Source organism: Amycolatopsis sp. NPDC039088, assembly GCF_055598845.1.
The window spans coordinates 54,864-70,464 of record NZ_JBVKAE010000017.1; the positions used below are offsets into that span (position 1 = coordinate 54,864).

General features: G+C 67.7%; 15 protein-coding genes. 9 read left to right on the forward strand and 6 right to left on the reverse strand.

Features of this window, described 5'->3' with window-relative positions:
* Positions 1–253: 253 nt before the first annotated feature.
* The 4 genes from ACZ7KI_RS22200 (at position 254) to ACZ7KI_RS22215 (ending at position 5,743) form a co-directional block, all read left to right on the forward strand.
* On the forward strand, positions 254–1,723 hold the full coding sequence (locus tag ACZ7KI_RS22200) for a SpaA isopeptide-forming pilin-related protein (RefSeq protein ID WP_470275010.1): 1,470 nt from the start codon (positions 254–256) through the stop codon (positions 1,721–1,723).
* A gap of 13 nt (positions 1,724–1,736) precedes the next feature.
* Positions 1,737–2,426: a class F sortase gene (locus ACZ7KI_RS22205; RefSeq protein WP_470275011.1), complete on the forward strand. Its 690-nt coding sequence runs from the start codon at positions 1,737–1,739 to the stop codon at positions 2,424–2,426.
* 100 nt (positions 2,427–2,526) lie between these two features.
* Complete coding sequence (locus ACZ7KI_RS22210; protein ID WP_470275012.1) at positions 2,527–4,518, forward strand: SDR family oxidoreductase; 1,992 nt, start codon at positions 2,527–2,529, stop codon at positions 4,516–4,518.
* A 118-nt stretch (positions 4,519–4,636) separates the two neighbouring features.
* On the forward strand, positions 4,637–5,743 hold the full coding sequence (locus ACZ7KI_RS22215; protein WP_470275013.1) for a cell division protein DivIVA: 1,107 nt from the start codon (positions 4,637–4,639) through the stop codon (positions 5,741–5,743).
* Between the two features lie 84 nt (positions 5,744–5,827).
* On the opposite strand, the gene ACZ7KI_RS22220 is transcribed toward ACZ7KI_RS22215, so the two are convergent.
* Positions 5,828–7,153 (reverse strand): amidase, encoded by a 1,326-nt coding sequence (locus tag ACZ7KI_RS22220; protein ID WP_470275014.1) that lies wholly within the window; start codon positions 7,151–7,153, stop codon positions 5,828–5,830.
* Positions 7,154–7,181: 28 nt separating this feature from the next.
* A complete protein-coding gene (locus ACZ7KI_RS22225) occupies positions 7,182–8,276 on the reverse strand; it encodes an alkene reductase (RefSeq protein ID WP_470275015.1) in 1,095 nt (364 codons plus the stop codon).
* On the opposite strand from ACZ7KI_RS22225, the gene ACZ7KI_RS22230 reads away from it, so the two are divergent.
* The gene (locus ACZ7KI_RS22230) at positions 8,275–8,757 is read left to right on the forward strand and encodes a MerR family transcriptional regulator (RefSeq protein ID WP_470275016.1); all 483 of its coding nucleotides are present in this window, start codon (positions 8,275–8,277) and stop codon (positions 8,755–8,757) included. The two genes, ACZ7KI_RS22225 and ACZ7KI_RS22230, sit on opposite strands and share 2 nt — an antisense overlap.
* Before the next feature lie 16 nt (positions 8,758–8,773).
* Here ACZ7KI_RS22230 and ACZ7KI_RS22235 read toward each other — a convergent pair whose 3' ends face one another.
* From ACZ7KI_RS22235 to ACZ7KI_RS22245, 3 genes are read right to left on the reverse strand one after another with little or no spacing between them, the layout of a single operon-like run.
* The gene (locus ACZ7KI_RS22235) at positions 8,774–9,349 is read right to left on the reverse strand and encodes a TIGR03086 family metal-binding protein (protein WP_470275017.1); all 576 of its coding nucleotides are present in this window, start codon (positions 9,347–9,349) and stop codon (positions 8,774–8,776) included.
* Positions 9,350–9,354: 5 nt separating this feature from the next.
* The gene (locus ACZ7KI_RS22240) at positions 9,355–9,840 is read right to left on the reverse strand and encodes an SRPBCC family protein (protein WP_470275018.1); all 486 of its coding nucleotides are present in this window, start codon (positions 9,838–9,840) and stop codon (positions 9,355–9,357) included.
* Between the two features lie 29 nt (positions 9,841–9,869).
* A complete protein-coding gene (locus ACZ7KI_RS22245) occupies positions 9,870–10,220 on the reverse strand; it encodes an ArsR/SmtB family transcription factor (protein ID WP_465503692.1) in 351 nt (116 codons plus the stop codon).
* Between the two features lie 275 nt (positions 10,221–10,495).
* Between ACZ7KI_RS22245 and ACZ7KI_RS22250 the strand changes: the two genes are divergently transcribed.
* The 4 genes from ACZ7KI_RS22250 (at position 10,496) to ACZ7KI_RS22265 (ending at position 14,885) form a co-directional block, all read left to right on the forward strand.
* Complete coding sequence (locus ACZ7KI_RS22250; RefSeq protein ID WP_470275019.1) at positions 10,496–11,734, forward strand: glycoside hydrolase family 3 N-terminal domain-containing protein; 1,239 nt, start codon at positions 10,496–10,498, stop codon at positions 11,732–11,734.
* 161 nt (positions 11,735–11,895) lie between these two features.
* The gene (locus tag ACZ7KI_RS22255; RefSeq protein WP_470275020.1) at positions 11,896–12,834 is read left to right on the forward strand and encodes a CE1 family esterase; all 939 of its coding nucleotides are present in this window, start codon (positions 11,896–11,898) and stop codon (positions 12,832–12,834) included.
* A gap of 107 nt (positions 12,835–12,941) precedes the next feature.
* Entirely contained in the window at positions 12,942–13,643 is a 702-nt protein-coding gene (locus tag ACZ7KI_RS22260) for a TetR/AcrR family transcriptional regulator (protein ID WP_470275021.1), read from the forward strand.
* Positions 13,644–13,679: 36 nt separating this feature from the next.
* Complete coding sequence (locus ACZ7KI_RS22265; protein ID WP_470275022.1) at positions 13,680–14,885, forward strand: cytochrome P450; 1,206 nt, start codon at positions 13,680–13,682, stop codon at positions 14,883–14,885.
* Here the strand turns inward: ACZ7KI_RS22265 and ACZ7KI_RS22270 are convergent.
* Positions 14,882–15,523 carry a histidine phosphatase family protein gene (locus ACZ7KI_RS22270; protein WP_470275023.1) on the reverse strand — a complete coding sequence of 214 codons (642 nt, stop codon included), beginning with the start codon at positions 15,521–15,523 and terminating at the stop codon, positions 14,882–14,884. The two genes, ACZ7KI_RS22265 and ACZ7KI_RS22270, sit on opposite strands and share 4 nt — an antisense overlap.
* Between the last annotated feature and the right edge of the window lie 78 nt (positions 15,524–15,601).

Here is a 15,601-nt window from a genome sequence, read left to right on the forward strand (position 1 = left end):
TCCCGTCGAAGTAAAGACGACTTTACTCACATTCGGGGCGAGGCCCATCCCCCACACCGTATGCGGCGGAGATCACCGACCGTTCACCGATACCCCACCTGATGACCTATTGCCAAAACCGCTGATCACAGGCCACCCTCCACGTTGCGTGTTCGGATAATCACCGAAGGCGTGTCGGGGAACCTATCGATCGTGTGACCTGCATCGACGTAAAGGCGCCGGGGCAGAGCACGGCCAAAGGAGTCAACACACCATGGGGTGGACCACACGCCCGAGCGTGCGTTCGCGCGCCTTGACCAGCCTGATCGCGACGTGCCTTCTCGGCGCCCTGTCCGCCACCGTCGCGGCGACACCGGCCTCTGCCGATCCGAAACAGGGGGTCGGCTACGAGGTCACACCCGGCCAGCCGTTCGGTGGCCACGATCAGAAGAGCGACTGGCTCGGTTCCTACGTCGTCAACGGCAAGCACGTGTTCTGTGTGAGCTTCCAGCAGAAGGCGCCGGACACGAACGAGGAGTACAAGCCCGGCGACGAACTGCTGGACAAATGGGGACAGAAGCTGCCCGAGGACATCGCGGCCAACATCTCCTACCTGCTCCTTCGCTACGGCGGAACGCAGGACAACGCCGAAGCCGCCGCGCTCGCGCACCTGCTCCATTCCTGGACGGCGAAACCGCGGTCCGACGCCGACACCGACCCGGGAAAGCCTTCGAAGGAGATCGGCTACAAGATCCAGGATCACCTCGACAAGCTGAAGGCGCAGCACCCCGACGCCGCCACAGCCGTCGAGAAGCTGACCAAGGACGCCGAGGCCAACCGAGGACCGTGGACCACCGCGATCACACCGCCGAAGGAAGACCAGCACATCGGCACCGCGGGCGAGTGGACGATCAGCGTCAAGAACGCCAAGGGCAAGGGCGTCTCCGGGGTGCCGGTGAAGCTCACTCCGTCGAACGCGACCGTCGACAGCGGCGAGAGCACCAAGCCCGCGTCGGCATCGAACGCGAAAGCCGACAAGGTCACCACCGTGAAAACCGGCGAAGACGGCACCGTAACGGTCAAGGTGACGCCGACCGGTGAGCAGCCGAAGCTGGCCAGCTCGCTGTCCGCGCCCGCGGACCGGCCGTATGTGCAGTTCCCGGTCGAGACCGGCGTGCAAAGGGTCGTTTCGACCGGCGGCGAGAAGGAACTGAAGGCGCAGGGCGTCGCTGTCGTCTCGAAGCCGGGCAAGGTGCAGGTGACCAAGGTCGACGCGAAGACCGACAAGGGCGTCGCGGGCGCCGCGCTGCGGATCACCGCCAAGGACAAGACGACCGCCGCCGTCGGCCAAGACGGCAAGCCCCTCAACGGCGCCGACGGCAAGCCCGCCGTCGTCACCACCGAAGGCGAGAACGGCACGGTCACCGTCGAGAACCTGCAGGCCCCGCAGGAGATCTGTGTGGTCGAGGTCAACGCCCCACCGGGTTACACCAACGCGTTCGATCCGAAGAATCCGCCGTCCGCCTGCGGCGAGATCAAGCCGGGTGAGACGCTGGCGCTCAAGGTCGCCAACACGCCCAACGAGGTACCGCGCGCCATCCCCGCCGGCGACCGGCCGGTGGCGATGATGCAGGGCACCGTCGAGAACTCGGCGTCGACCGCCGGGATCCTCGGCGTCGGCGCGCTCGCGCTGCTCGGTTCGGTGATGGTGGGCGTGGCCGCTCGGCGGTCTTCGCGACGCTGAAGAGGATTCGAGAATGTCAGTACGACGTGGGTTCGCGCTGGGAGCCGTCACGGTCCTGTGCGCGGACCTCGTCGCGGCCTTGATCATCTGGCCGCCGACGACCGTGGTGACGGGGACGGCTCAGGCCGTCTCCGTCACCGTCGCGGGCGGCGCACCGGCCGCGCCCGCGCAGCAGGAGGTCGCGCCTCCGCCGGAGATCGTCCCCACGACGCCGCCACCCACGCCGACGCCACAGCCTCAGCAGGCGCCCGCTCCCCCTCCGCCGCAGGGTCCCGGGACCATCCGGCTGCCTGCCGGCGGGGGCGCGAAGCTGATCCGCAAGGACCTCGGGCCGGGCGCGGAGCTTCCGGTGCCGGAGAACCTCGACGAGGTGACCTGGTGGGGCGCCGAACTGAGTTCGGCGACCGGCGCGAGCGTGTTCGCCGGGCATGTGAACTGGAAGGGCGCGACGGGTCCGTTCGCGGAACTGTGGAACGACCGGATCGGCGGCGACGTCACCGTGGTCGACAAGGCCGGGAAGTCTAGGCAGTACAAGGTTTCCCAGCTGATCACGCTGAAGAAGAACGAACTGCCGCAGCGGGCGGACGAGTTGTTCGGCCAGTCCGGTCCACATCGGATAGTCCTCGTCACCTGCGGCGGCCGCTGGGTCGGCGGGGAGACCGGCTACGCCGAGAACCGGGTCGTCATCGCCGACCCGGCCTAGTTACCCGTGAGTAACTTCACGGGTGTCGTGGTGGTCAGCGACGTCCTCATGCAGCAGAATGCCGGGTGGACGCGGGCGAGCACGGTGAAGGGTGAAGCGGATGGCGACTTTTTTGGTGACCGGAGCGACCGGACTGATCGGACGCCAGTTCACCCGGCTGCTGCTCACCAGGGAGGACGTCGACAAGGTCGCGCTCGTCGTCCGCCCGTCCTCACAGGACAAACTCGCCAAACTCGTGAACACCTGGCCGCATCCGGAACGCGTCACCCTCGTCACCGGTGATCTCAACGAGCCGCTGCTCGGCGTCGGCGACGAAGACCGAGAGAAGCTTCGCGGCGTCGATCACGTCGTGCACCTCGCCGCCCTTTACGACCTCACCGCCGACGACGAAGCCAGCATCAAAGCCAACGTCGAGGGCACCGCGCAGGTGATCGCGCTCGCCGCCGACCTGAACGCCGGCTGCCTGCACCACGTGTCCTCGGTCGCCGTCGCCGGGGACCACGAGGGCATGTTCACCGAGGAGATGTTCGACGTCGGCCAGCGGCTCGTCACGCCGTACCACCGCACGAAGTTCGAGGCGGAACGGCTCGTGCGCGAACAGCAGGACGTGCCGTGGCGGGTGTACCGGCCCGCGGTCGTGGTCGGGAACTCCGAGACCGGCGAGATGGACAAGATCGACGGTCCGTACTACCTGTTCCCCGCGATCAGCAGGCTCGCCGGGCTGCCCGACGTCCCGATCGTCGGCCCCGACCTCGGCGACACCAACGTCGTCCCGGTCGACTACGTCGCCGAGTCGCTGCTCGCGCTGGTCACCACGAAGGGGCTCGACGGACGCGCGTTCCATCTGGTCAACCCGGAGCCGCAGCCGGTCGTCTCGGTGTACAACGCCTTCGCGAAGGCAGCGGGCGCGCCGACGATCTCCGTGCAGCTCAACGACCGCCTGTCCAAGGGCATCGTCAATCTGGTGAAGCTGAGCGAGCACATCCCCGGCTTCACGATCGCGCGCGACGCCGTGCTGGAGCGGCTCGGCATCCCGCCGGTACTGCTGGAGACGATGGCTTTCCCGTCGGTGTTCTCGTCGGCGTCGACGCGCAAGGAGCTCATCGGCTCGGGTGTCGAGGTGCCCCGGATCGAGGAGTACGCGCCCACTCTGTGGCGCTACTGGCGCGAGCACTTGGACCCGTTCCGCGCCCGTAAGCACGGCCCTCGTGGCGAACTGGACGGCCGCCGCGTGATCATCACCGGCGCGTCGTCGGGCATCGGCAGGGCGACCGCGATCAAGGTCGCGGCGGCGGGCGGTGTGCCCCTGCTCGTGGCGCGGCGCCAGCACGAACTCGAAGAAGTGCGGGACGAGATCATCGCCGCGGGCGGCACGGCGTCGGTGTACCCGGCCGACCTGACCGACGAGGAATCGGTGCACAAGGCCGTCGACGCCATGCTCGCCGAACACGGCCGGATCGACATGCTCGTGAACAACGCCGGCCGTTCGATCCGCCGGTCGATCAAGCTCTCCTACGACCGGTTCCACGATTACGAACGCGCGATGGCGATCAACTACTTCGGCGCGGTGCGGCTGATCCTCGCGGTGCTGCCGCATATGTCCGAGCGGAAATTCGGGCATATCGTCAACGTCTCGTCGATCGGTGTGCAGGGAATCGCGCCGCGCTTTTCGGCGTATGCGGCGTCGAAGGCCGCTTTGGACTATTTCTCCAGGATCGCCGCGACCGAGACCCATGGTGACGGAATCACCTTCACGACCATCCACATGCCACTCGTGCGCACCCCGATGATCCGGCCGACGAAGATTTACGACGCGTTTCCGACGAAGTCCCCGGACCAGGCGGCGGACATGGTGATGAAGGCGCTGAAGGAGCGCCCGAAGCACATCGGCACGCCCGCCGGGCAGGCGATCGGACTCGCCTACACCCTCACGCCGGGACTCACGGATGCCGTGGCCTACCAAGGTTTCCGGGTGTTCCCGGACTCCGCGGCCGCGGGTGGCGGTGGCGGACTGAAAATCGGGAAGGGCGAGCAGCACCTGTCCCGCGCGGCGGTCGCACTCGCCCGGCTCAGCCGCGGGTTCCATTGGTGACACTGCGCACACGGGTGGCGGCCGTTCAGGTGAGGGATCGCAGCTGAGAGCCGACACACGTCGGTGAATCACGAAGCCTGGCAACGGCGACGCCGAGTACGCAGGTACCGTCGTGACCATGGTTCCCGAGCGAGACAACGGCCTGTTGCCCCTGCGGCGCGAGTACACCCAGGCCTGGCACGGCTTCGACCGGAACGAAGTGCGCCAGTATCTGGATCATCTCGAAGCCCAGCTGCATCGCATGATGACCGACCGCGACGCCGCGATCGCGCAGGCGACGTCGGCCTCGCGCGAACTCGAAACCTTGCGCCACGAGGTGGCGAAGCTCAACGCCCGCATCGAGGAGCTGAAGAAGCCGCCGGAGCGGCTCGAAGACCTCGACGAGCGGATGCAACGCACCGTGACGCTCGCTCAGGCGCGCGCGGACGAGATCACGAAGCGTGCCGAGGTCGCCGCCGAAAAGCACTGGGCGTCCTCGACCGAGGCGTCGAAGAAGCTTCGTGAGCGCTACTCGCGGCTCGTCGCCGAACTGGACAAGCAGGCGGACGCACTGCACTCCGAGCACGAAGCCGCGCTCGCCGAGACGCGGGCCGAGGTCCAGCGGCTGACCGTCGAGGCGGCCCAGCGCCGGGAACTGCTGGACAACGAGGCCGAGCGCAAGCGCCGGAAGATCGAGCGCGAATTCGATCAGACGATCGCGGCTCAGCGCGCGGCGCACGAGAAGCACATCACCGACCAGCAGACGGCCAGCAAGAATCAGGCCGAACGCCGGATCGCGGAGGCCACCGCGGAGGCGAAGCGCCGCGTCGACGAGGCGACGGCCGAGGCCAAGCGCCGGCTCGACGAGGCCACGACGACGGCCGCCCAGCGCACGACCGCCGCCCAGCGGAAGGTCGAGCGGCTCGCGGAGATCCGCGAGCAGGCCCGCAAGAGCCTGCAGCAGGCCGACGAGGTCCTGAAGGGCAGCGAGGCGATGCTCGCCGCGCTGCCCGAGGAGTCGGTGATCCCGCACGCTTCGAAGCTCGTCGGTGGTGACAGCAAGGCCGAAGAGACGAAACCGGCGGGCAAGCCCGCCGAACCGCCCGCGTCGAAGGCCGCGGCCCCGGCCAAGCCCGCTGCCGCCAAGCCCGCTTCTTCGGCGCCCGCCGCCGCTGCGCCGAAGAACGGACAGAGCGCTCCGAAGGGCAACGGACAGAAGCCGTCGCCCGCCAAAACCGGCTCCTGACCAGGACGAAGTAGCAAGGGACCTTTGCTGTCGCTCTCCGGAAGAGAGTGATAGCAAAGGTCCCTTGCTCTCTTTTCGGAGCGGTCAGATGGCGGTGGTCCTCGGCCAGGGATTGGCCGCTTCCAGCTGAGCGGCGAGGCCGAGGAGAAGCGCTTCCCCACCGGGGGCCGCGACGAGCTGAACGCCGGCCGGGATCCCCGACGGGTGCACACCGATCGGAACCGACATCGCCGGGTAGCCCGCGAGATTCCAAAAACCGGCGAAACCCGCGACGCGTACGGACGGCAGCACGTTGGTGAGCCATCGGCTTTCATGCCACGTGCGGGCCTTGAGCGGGAGGGTCGCGAGCATGGGCGTGACCAGCACGTCATGCTCGGCGAAGAACTCTTCGGCACGCTCCAGCCAGCGCTCGCGGGTGCTGTCGCGGACCCGCGTCGCCAAGAGGTGACCGAGCCGGACGTGCGTACGCGTCCGGGGTTGGAACGCGCCGAGGTCGAACTCGGCCGCCTGTTCGGCCGGGCCCGCGACCCAGCGCGCGAAGAGCCCGCCGACGGCTCCGGCGCTGTACCGGGGCGTTCCGGGCGCGACAGTGTGCCCCGCCGCGCGAAACAGCTCTCCGGCCCGTGCGACGGCTCGACCGAACGCGCGCGGCAAGGGCGCCCTGGTCAATGGCACGCGCGTCGACAGGGCGATGCGGGACGGCGCCGGGTCGGAGAGATCCGCCAGGCCGGGCTGATCGGCGAGGACCGACATCAGCACGGCCGCGTCGGCCACGGTGGTCGTCATCGGACCGTGCGTGGACAGGCCGAACCAGCCGTTCTCCCCCGGTATGCGGACCACGTCCTTACCCGGTTTGAGACCGACGATCCCGCACATCGCGGAAGGCAGCCGGATCGAGCCCAAGCCATCGGTGCCGTGCGCGATGGGCACCGGCCCGGCGGCCACGGCCGCCGCACTCCCACCCGACGAACCACCCGCGGCGTACGACGGATTGCGCGGGTTACGCGCCGTCCCGTCCGGACCGTCACTCGACGGCCAAACGCACAGCTCCGGCACCCGGGTCAGGCCGACGATCACCGCACCGGCCGCGCGGAGCCGCCGCGCGATCTCGCCGTCCTCTGTGGACACCGTCGAGGAACCCGCGCGCGATCCCCACGAGGCGTACTCGCCCTCGACCGGGGTGACGTCCTTGACCGCGACCGGCACTCCCGCCAACGGCAGGTCGGCCAGGTCCGCGCGTTCGGCGACGGCCGCTGCCTCGGCGAGCGCCTCCTCGGTCCGGACCCGGCGGAAGGCACCGATCACTCCGTCCGCGGCCGCGATCCGGGCCAACGCCTCGCGGGTCACCTGGACCGGGTCGAGTTCCTTGGCACGCACAGCCGCCGCGATTTCCACTGCCGTCTTGACCATCCCCGCACTGTAGAGCGGGCGGCGAAGATCAGCTGCGCGCCGAACAGGCGAACTTCACCGAGTCCGGTTCGAACGCCGGGAAATCCGTGTAGCCGTCGAGTCGAGCGCCGTAGTAGACGTCGTGGTCCGCCTGGGCGAGTGGGGCACGGAGCGCGAATCGGGTGGGCAGGTCCGGGTTCGCGATGAACAGCCTCCCGAAGGCGACCACGTCGGCCAAACCGGCCTCGATCAAGGACTCACCCTCGCCTTGGGAGGTCGGCTCCTCGGAACGCAGGTTCGCGATGAGCGTTCCCGGCCACAGTGGCCGCAGGTACGCCAGTGCCTCGGCCTCCGGGGTGTCGATGATGTGCAGGTACGCGAGCCCGTACCGGCGAAGTTCCGCGAGCAGTCGTGAGTACACCTCCTTCCAATCGTCTTCCACGATGTCGTTCTCCGGGTTGCCCGGCGAAATCCGCAGGGCGACCCTGGCCACGCCGATCTGTGCGGCCACGGCCTCGACCACCTCGAGCGGAAACCTGAGCCGGGCGTCGACAGAACCGCCGTACCGGTCCTGTCGGCGATTGGTGTTGCCGGCGAGGAACTCCTGAATGAGATAACCGTTGGCACCGTGGAGTTCCACGCCGTCGAACCCTGCATCGACAGCCCTGCGTGCCGCCGCTGCGAAGTCCTGGACGACACCGCCGATCTCGTCCTCACGGAGCTCGCGGGGCTCGACCGTGTCCACCCAGCCGTCGGCCACGAAGATCCGCCCGGCCTGCCGGACCGCCGAGGGCGCCACCGGTGTCCGGCCCATCACGCCCGGGTGGCTGACCCTGCCCGCGTGCCACAGCTGCGCGAAGATCCGGCCGCCTTTCTCGTGGACAGCCTCCGTTACCGCCCGCCAGGCCGCGACCTGCCGCTCCGTCACCAGTCCTGGGATACCCGGGCCGCTCTTGCCGGTCCGGGTGACCCAGACGCCTTCACTCACGATCAAACCCGCGCTCGCGCGTTGCGCGTAGTACTCGGCCGTCAGTGGATGTGGCACACCGGTCGTGTCGTCGGCACGCCCTCGGGTCATCGGGGCCATCGCGACGCGGTTCGGCAAGTGGAGCGCAGTACCGCGGAATGTTTCGAGCAACCTCATGAACGCGAAGCTAAACCCTGACACCGGCGTCACGGTCAACGTCGGTTTCTGCGGCTACTGTGGATTCATGCGGATCGGCGAACTGGCGGAGCGGACCGGGGTGAGCGTGCGGTCCTTGCGGTACTACGAAGTGGAGGGGCTGCTGCGTCCCGATCGATGCGTCAACGGCTACCGGACCTTCACCGAAGACGACGTCGCCCGGGTTCTGCAGATCCAGCTCTTCTATTCAGCCGGGTTGTGCAGTGGCAAGATCGCGGAACTCCTTCCCTGTGTTTCCGGGGACGACACACACTTGGTGCCTTCACCGGAGATGGCCGACGAACTCGAGATCGCCAGAACTCGGATCCAGAACCAGATTTCCTTGCTCACCTCCTCTCTGTCGGTTCTGGAGCGTGTCCTGGCTGCGGCCAAGGGGACCGACACCGCCGAGGTACCGGTTCCTTCCCGACCTGTCCGGCGGCATCGGGGCATCCACGTCTGACCACGTCCGGTGTGTATTAGGCGTTCGGGTCACGTCCCATCAACCCGAGCAGCCTGTCCTGCAAGGGCGCGTCGTCGGGCACCTTCACTTCTGGACCGAAGACGACGATGCCGGGCCCGAAGGCGCCAGGGATCCTCATCTCCTCGGGGATCGCCTCGGCCCCGGGCAACATCCGGGCGACCTCCTCGGGGTCGATCGTGTCGTCCTGGCCGGTGGCCCTGGCCAGATCCCAGCCGTGGACCACCATGTCAGCACTGACGACTTGGTCGATGTACTGTGCGGCGGCCATTTTTCCCATCGGGGTCTCGTGTTCCGTGACCGCGAGCACGGGATCGGCGAGGACTGCTTCGATATCCGCCCTTGCCGCCCGGAACGCTCCGAGCGGGTCCGTCTGGAGCGATGGCGCCGGGCCGAGATCACGGCCGAAGGGGCGCAGCATCACGCCGTGCATGTCGACGATGTGCCCGACGACATCCCTGGCGTTCCACTCTTCACACGGCGACCGGTTCTCCCACTGGCCGGCTTTCACGGCCGCGACCTTGCGCTCGAAAGCGTCGGCCCGGACGCGATAGCGCTCCGCGATGGCGTTCATCGTGTTCACGCTCCCGCCGGGACGGACAAGGCTTCGGCCAGCTTGTCGAACCCTTCGCCGACGCCTCGCTCCATTCCGGATTCGAGCACGGCGTCCCGGATCCGTTCCGAGCCGTACCGCAGCACCTGCGTCAAGGTGGTGACGCCACCTTGTTCGACCAAGGTCAGAGTCGCCAGGGCTTGGCCTTCCGAGGCGTCACAGTCGTCGTTCGTCTCCAGGGAGACGAGCCTTTCCGGACGGCGGATCTCCTGGTAGACGCCCTTCAGGAGCATCTCCGCCCCGTCACCGTGGCACAGCCGGTAACGCCATCTGCCGCCGACCCTCAGGTCGATCTCACATTCGACGACCGCCCAGTCGCGCGGGCCGAACCAGCGGCGTACCAGCTCCGGTTTGGTCCACGCGTCGAACACCAGCGTCCTCGGCGCGTCGAAGGACCTCGTCATGACGATCTCCAGATCGCCGGATTTCACCACGCTGAGAGTGCGTCCCATCGTGCTGTTCCTTTTCGCTCGTGTGGTGGTCAGTCGGTCTCGTCCCGGTGCTCCGGGTGCCGCAACTCCTCATCGAGGACAAGGTCCAGTTGCGAGAAGGCCTCGTCCCAGTGGCGGCGGTAGCCACCGAGCCATTCGTTCGCGTTCTTCAACGGCTCGGCCACCAGCCGGCAGGGGCGGCGCTGGGCGTCACGGCCTCGCGCCACCAGCCCCGCCCGCTCCAGCACCTTCAGATGTTTGGAAATGGCGGGCTGGCTCATCGCGAAGGGCTCGGCCAGCTCCGTCACCGTGGCCTCGCCGTGCGCGAGCCGCGCGAGGATCGCGCGGCGGGTGGGGTCGGCGAGCGCCGCAAAAGTGACATCGAGCAGATCCTGTGCCACGGTCGCCCGCCTTTCCGTTCTCACGAGTTCGAGTTCTCACGATCGTTCTTCACGGGCATCCTCGCCGCGGCCGAACCTTGGATAACCTTGCGGTTCCATAACCATGTGGTAATCTACGTCGGAGCAGATCGACTTGTCAAGCCCCGCGCCGGGACTGACGAGGGAGAACACGGAAGAGAAGGGAGGTGAGGCCGCACCCTTGGCCGCCGCGCCCATGCGTTAAAGGGCACGCGAGCGCGTACTAACGGGCAACTGGGGTTACCGTCGGTACCGGCATGGACGACGACCGAGACGAGCTGATGAACGCCGGGCGACCGAACACGACGAAACGATGGGCGACCGTCATCCTGGGAGCGGCCACTGTTCTGCTCACGAGCGTGCAGTGCGGTACAGCGAACGAGCAGCCAGGATCGGCGCAGCCGGCGGGGACGGTTCCCCCGCCGCGCAGCAGCACCGTTTCGAGCCCGTCCACCGGCCCGCCCCCGCCCTCGCCGTCACCGAGGACGGAGCAGGCGCCCACATCGGACTGCAAGGCGGTCACAGCCGGGATGAGCCCCCGGCAGCGGCTGGCCCAGCTGGTGGTGGTCGGCGTGAACGCGGGCGACCCGCAGGCGGCGGTGAAGCTGGTCCGCGATCGGCAGGTCGGTGGCATCTTCCTCGGCGGCAACGAGACGGCTCTGCTGCAGAACCGCGCGTTGGACGAGGTCCAAAAGGCCGCGAAGGTCCCCGTGTCGGTGGCGATCGACGAGGAAGGCGGCCGCGTTCAGCGGATCGACGCCCTCGACGGCAGCATGCCGAGCGCGCGGAAGATGGCCGCGACCATGACACCGGCGCAGGTACGGACAAAGGCCGCCGAACGAGGCCGGCAGATGCGGGCTCGTGGCGTCACCGTCGACTACGCGCCCGATGCCGACATCACCGACCAGCCGGACCGCGACATCGTCGGCGACCGGTCGTTCGGCTCGGACCCCGAGGTCGCTCGCAAGTACGTCCTGGCGTTCGCGCAGGGGCTACGGGACGCCGGGGTGCAGCCGGTGCTCAAGCACTTCCCCGGGCACGGGCACGCCACGGGGGACTCTCACAAGGGACTGGTCCGGACGCCGCCGCTCACTTCGCTGCGGAAGGTCGACCTGGTGCCTTACCGCGACATCGGCCAGTACGGCGAGGTCGGTGTCATGGTCGGCCACCTGGACGTGCCCGATCTGACCGGCGGTACGCCGTCGACCCTGTCGGCGCCGGCGTATCGGCTGCTGCGGAAGGACTACGCGTTCGACGGCCCGGTGATCACGGACGATCTCGGGGCGATGAAGGCGATCACGGCTCAGTATCCGCTGCCGACGGCGGTCCTCAAGGCGTTGCAGGCAGGGGCGGATCAGGCGTTGTGGTCCTCCGGCGGCAACGTCGACACGGTGCTGGCCACGCTGGAGCAAGCGCTTGCGTCGGGTGCACTCCCGGCCGCCAGGGTCGATGAGGCGCTGACCAGGGTGCTCACGGCGAAGCAGGCCTGCGGCTGACCTCGTCAGGCCACCAAGGTGGTCGTCTGCGGTCGTCCAGCGCGGCGAACCGGGCGGGCTGTCCGCGAAGAGGTCCGAAAACTCAATGAACACAATGCTGACCAGGTCGGCGCCGGGAGTGACCCTGATCACCGCCCCGCCGCCCGATCAAGGAGGATCGCGTGCCTGGTCCCACGAAGTACTTACGCCGTCTCGCGCTGATAGCCGCCACCGCGGCCGGATTGAGCCTGCTCGTCGCGCCGGTGGCGTCAGGAGCGCCGTCATCGATCGATCGTCCGGTACCGACCACCGGCTGCGCCCGTCCTTCGCCGGTCCCGGCGGGAGTGACGACGCTGCGGACTCTGGCGTCCGGTGGTCTGGCCCGCGAGTACACGGTCCACGTTCCCGCGCGGTACCAGTCGTCGCGGCCGTATCCGCTGGTGTTGTCGTTCCACGGGCACAAGCGGACATCGAAGTACCAGGAGGAACTGTCCGGCTTCTCCGCGTATGACGCGATTTCCGTTTACCCGCAGGGACTTCCAGGTACCGACGGCGAGTCGGCCTGGACCGGCGCACCCTATTCGGCGGCCGCCGACGACGTGCTCTTCACGAGCGACCTGCTGGACGCGCTCCAGCGAGACCTGTGCGTCGACTCGCGCCGGATCTACGCGACGGGCAAATCGAACGGCGGTGGGTTCGTCGGCGTCCTCGCCTGCCGGATGCCAGGCAGGATCGCGGCGTTCGCCCCGGTCGCCGGGGCGTTCTACCCGCAGGGCGGGAAGTGCGCCCCATCGCGTCCGGCACCGATTCTCGACTTTCACGGCACGGCCGACATGACGATTCCCTACACCGGGAATCCCGCCAAGGGCCTGCCGACGCTGCCGGACTGGCTCGCCGGCTGGGCAGACCGAAACGGCTGTTTCCCTCACCCGGTCCAGTACTCGCCGAAAACCGACGTCACCGTCCAACGGTGGCTCGGCTGCTCCCTCCAGCATTACCGGGTCGAAGGCGCCGGGCACGTCTGGCCGAGCACGGCACCGAACAACGACTCCTCCACCCCCACGGTCATCGACGCGACACCGGTCATCTGGAGCTTCTTCCTCGCCCACCGTCTGCGTTAAAGAATCGTCTATTTCCTTGCCGGGCCGGCCTGTGTGGCGCTACGGTCTGACTGACCGGATGACCAGATGAGCAAACCTGGTCACAAAGTCAGAGACTGGGAGCGTACGTGGCAGAACGTCCGGACCGCACCGCCGGCCGCGCCGATCGCATTCTCGACGCGGCCGGCGTCCTGCTGACGCGGCTGGGCTATCGCAAGGTGACCATCGAGGACATCGCGAACCAGGCGGGCATCGGGAAGGGCACGATCTACCTGCACTGGCGCGCCAAGGAGAATCTTTTCCAAGCGTTGCTCCTGCGTGAATCCCTCCGAGCCGCCGAAGCGCTTCTCGAAGGGCTGGCCGAGGATCCGGCGGAGGTACTCCCCCATCGGTTCCAGCGGGCGACCTTCCTGCACACCCAACGGAATCCTTTGCTCGGCGCGCTCATCACCGGCAACACCGAACTGCTGGGCCGGTTGAAGAAACATCCCCTGCAGGATCAGGACGCCGTCGTGACCGAGCGGTACCTGAAGACGATGATCGACCGGGGTCTGCTGCGCGACGTCCCGAACCTGCTGTATTCCCTGCGAGCCTCGGCGCTGGGGTTCTACCTGATGGACAGCTTCATCCCTGAGAGCACCGGCCTCACACCCGAGGAGAAGGCCGATGCCCTCGCGCACATCATCCGGTCGGCGTTCGAGCCGCCGGAAGAACCGTCCCCGGCGAACTTGGCCGCCACCGCGGCCGAAGTGACCCAGGCGTTCCAGGATCTGATTTCGACCTATCGCGCCTGGATCTACCGGCAGGACGGAGCCGAGGAGCCCGTCTGATCCGAGCTCCTTCACTCGAGAAGAAGGGGGCACGCCATGACCACACTCGCCGAAAACTGGGGAGTCCACGAAAGCCAGTTCTGGCTTCGCGGTGAATTCCCGGCCGATCCGGTGCGTTTCGACCCCGACACGGGCATGTGGAACGTCTACGGCCACGCCGAGGCGCTGAAGACCCTGAGCGATCCGAAGGTTTTCTCCTCCGACACCGCCCGCCTGGTCCCCCAGGAGCTGGCGCCGGACAAGGACCTGTTCGTCGACGGCAACCTGCTGCAGATGGACCCGCCGGACCACAAGAAGTTGCGCACACTGGTGAGTCACGCCTTCACACCGAAGGTCGTCGCGGACCTCGAACCGCGCATCGCCGCGTTGACGAACGAACTCCTCGACGTCGTCGACGGCGAGGACTCGATGGAATTGGTGACGAATCTGGCCTATCCGCTGCCGGTGATCGTCATCGCCGAACTGCTCGGTATCCCGGCGAGCGACCGCGAGCTGTTCAAGGAATGGGTCGACACGTTGCTGAACAACAGCCAGCAGCGGTCACTGATCACGCAGACCGAGGAGGACAAGAAAGCCTCCGCCGAAACGGTCGGGCAACTGAAGAACCTGGTGAACTACCTCGGCGAGCACGTCGACGACCGGCGGCGGAATCCGCGCGAAGATCTACTGACCAAACTCGTCGAAGCCGAGGTCGACGGCGAAAAGCTCTCGCAGAACGAGGTCGTCAACTTCGCGAACGTCCTGCTGCTCGCCGGGCACATCACCACCACGATGCTGCTCGGGAACACGGTGTTGTGCCTGGATTCCCATCCGGACGAGTACCGGCGCGTCCGCCAGGACCGTGCGCTGCTGCCCGCGACGATCGAGGAATCACTGCGCTTCCTCAGCCCGTTCGCGCTCGTCGCCCGCGCCACGATGACCGAGGTCGAACTCGGCGGCCAGACGATTCCGGCGGACAGCATGCTCGCCATCTGGGTCGCGGCCGCGAATCGGGATCCGCGCACGTTCACGGATCCGGGAACCTTCGATCCGGCCAGGGCGCACAACCCCCATCTGGCCTTCGGCCGCGGAATCCACTTCTGCATCGGGGCTCCGCTGGCGAGGCTGGAAGGCAAGACGGCGCTCAACATCCTGTTGGACCGGTTCCCGGATCTGCGTACCGATCCCGCCGTACCGCCGTCGTTCATCCCCAGCCCGAACATGACCGGGGTGAACGAGCTTCAGCTGCGGTTGAAGCCTTAGCGGTCGGCGAACCGGGAAGCCAGCGGGACCACGACCCGGGGAATCCGCTTGCCCGGCGTGTACCGCAGCTCGGTGATGTTGCCGTTCGGTACGAGGTAGGTGTCGGCGAACGTGCGGAATCCGCGCATGGCCTCGCTGTCCGGGGTGGTGATCCCGGTCAGCAACGACCACATGACCGCGCGGATGAAGAGTCCGTGCGTGAAGACGGCGATCGGCCCGGGTTCCCGTTCGCCCAGCCGGGCCAGGAATTCCTGTGTCCGGGTGAAGAGCCCGGCGAAGGATTCCGCGCCGTTCACCGCGTGGTGTGGGTCGGCCCGGTCCCAGTACGCCTCGGTGTACGGCCTCCGGATGGCGGTGGTGGTGACCTGTCCATGGAGTTCGCCGAGAAAGGTGAACTCCTGGACAGGCCACTCCTCGCGGTCCGCGGCGGGGAACCGCTCGATCGTCGGCTCCGCGGTCTGCCGGGCCCGCAGAAACGGCGACGCCACGATCAACCGTGGCGGTTCGTCGAAGGATCCGGCGACTTCGGCGGCCTGCCGCCTGCCCAGCTCGGTCAGCGCCGAAGCACCTGGCTCGCCACCGGGAAGGCCGGCGTTCGACTCGCTTTCCCCGTGCCTGATCAACCACACCCTCGTCACGATCGCCTCCTAGACCCCGTGTGCACCGACGATCGCACCGAGCGGAGCCCGCCGCGACTTCCATGATGCGTAATCATC

Coding starts and splice junctions, on each gene's coding strand:
- ACZ7KI_RS22250 (WP_470275019.1), top strand. CDS start 10,496: ATGGACGACGACCGAGACGAGCTGATGAACGCCGGGCGACCGAACACG.
- ACZ7KI_RS22235 (WP_470275017.1), bottom strand. CDS start 9,349: ATGAACGCCATCGCGGAGCGCTATCGCGTCCGGGCCGACGCTTTCGAG.
- ACZ7KI_RS22225 (WP_470275015.1), bottom strand. CDS start 8,276: ATGAGGTTGCTCGAAACATTCCGCGGTACTGCGCTCCACTTGCCGAAC.
- ACZ7KI_RS22215 (WP_470275013.1), top strand. CDS start 4,637: ATGGTTCCCGAGCGAGACAACGGCCTGTTGCCCCTGCGGCGCGAGTAC.
- ACZ7KI_RS22200 (WP_470275010.1), top strand. CDS start 254: ATGGGGTGGACCACACGCCCGAGCGTGCGTTCGCGCGCCTTGACCAGC.
- ACZ7KI_RS22240 (WP_470275018.1), bottom strand. CDS start 9,840: ATGGGACGCACTCTCAGCGTGGTGAAATCCGGCGATCTGGAGATCGTC.
- ACZ7KI_RS22210 (WP_470275012.1), top strand. CDS start 2,527: ATGGCGACTTTTTTGGTGACCGGAGCGACCGGACTGATCGGACGCCAG.
- ACZ7KI_RS22220 (WP_470275014.1), bottom strand. CDS start 7,153: ATGGTCAAGACGGCAGTGGAAATCGCGGCGGCTGTGCGTGCCAAGGAA.
- ACZ7KI_RS22230 (WP_470275016.1), top strand. CDS start 8,275: ATGAACGCGAAGCTAAACCCTGACACCGGCGTCACGGTCAACGTCGGT.
- ACZ7KI_RS22265 (WP_470275022.1), top strand. CDS start 13,680: ATGACCACACTCGCCGAAAACTGGGGAGTCCACGAAAGCCAGTTCTGG.
- ACZ7KI_RS22205 (WP_470275011.1), top strand. CDS start 1,737: ATGTCAGTACGACGTGGGTTCGCGCTGGGAGCCGTCACGGTCCTGTGC.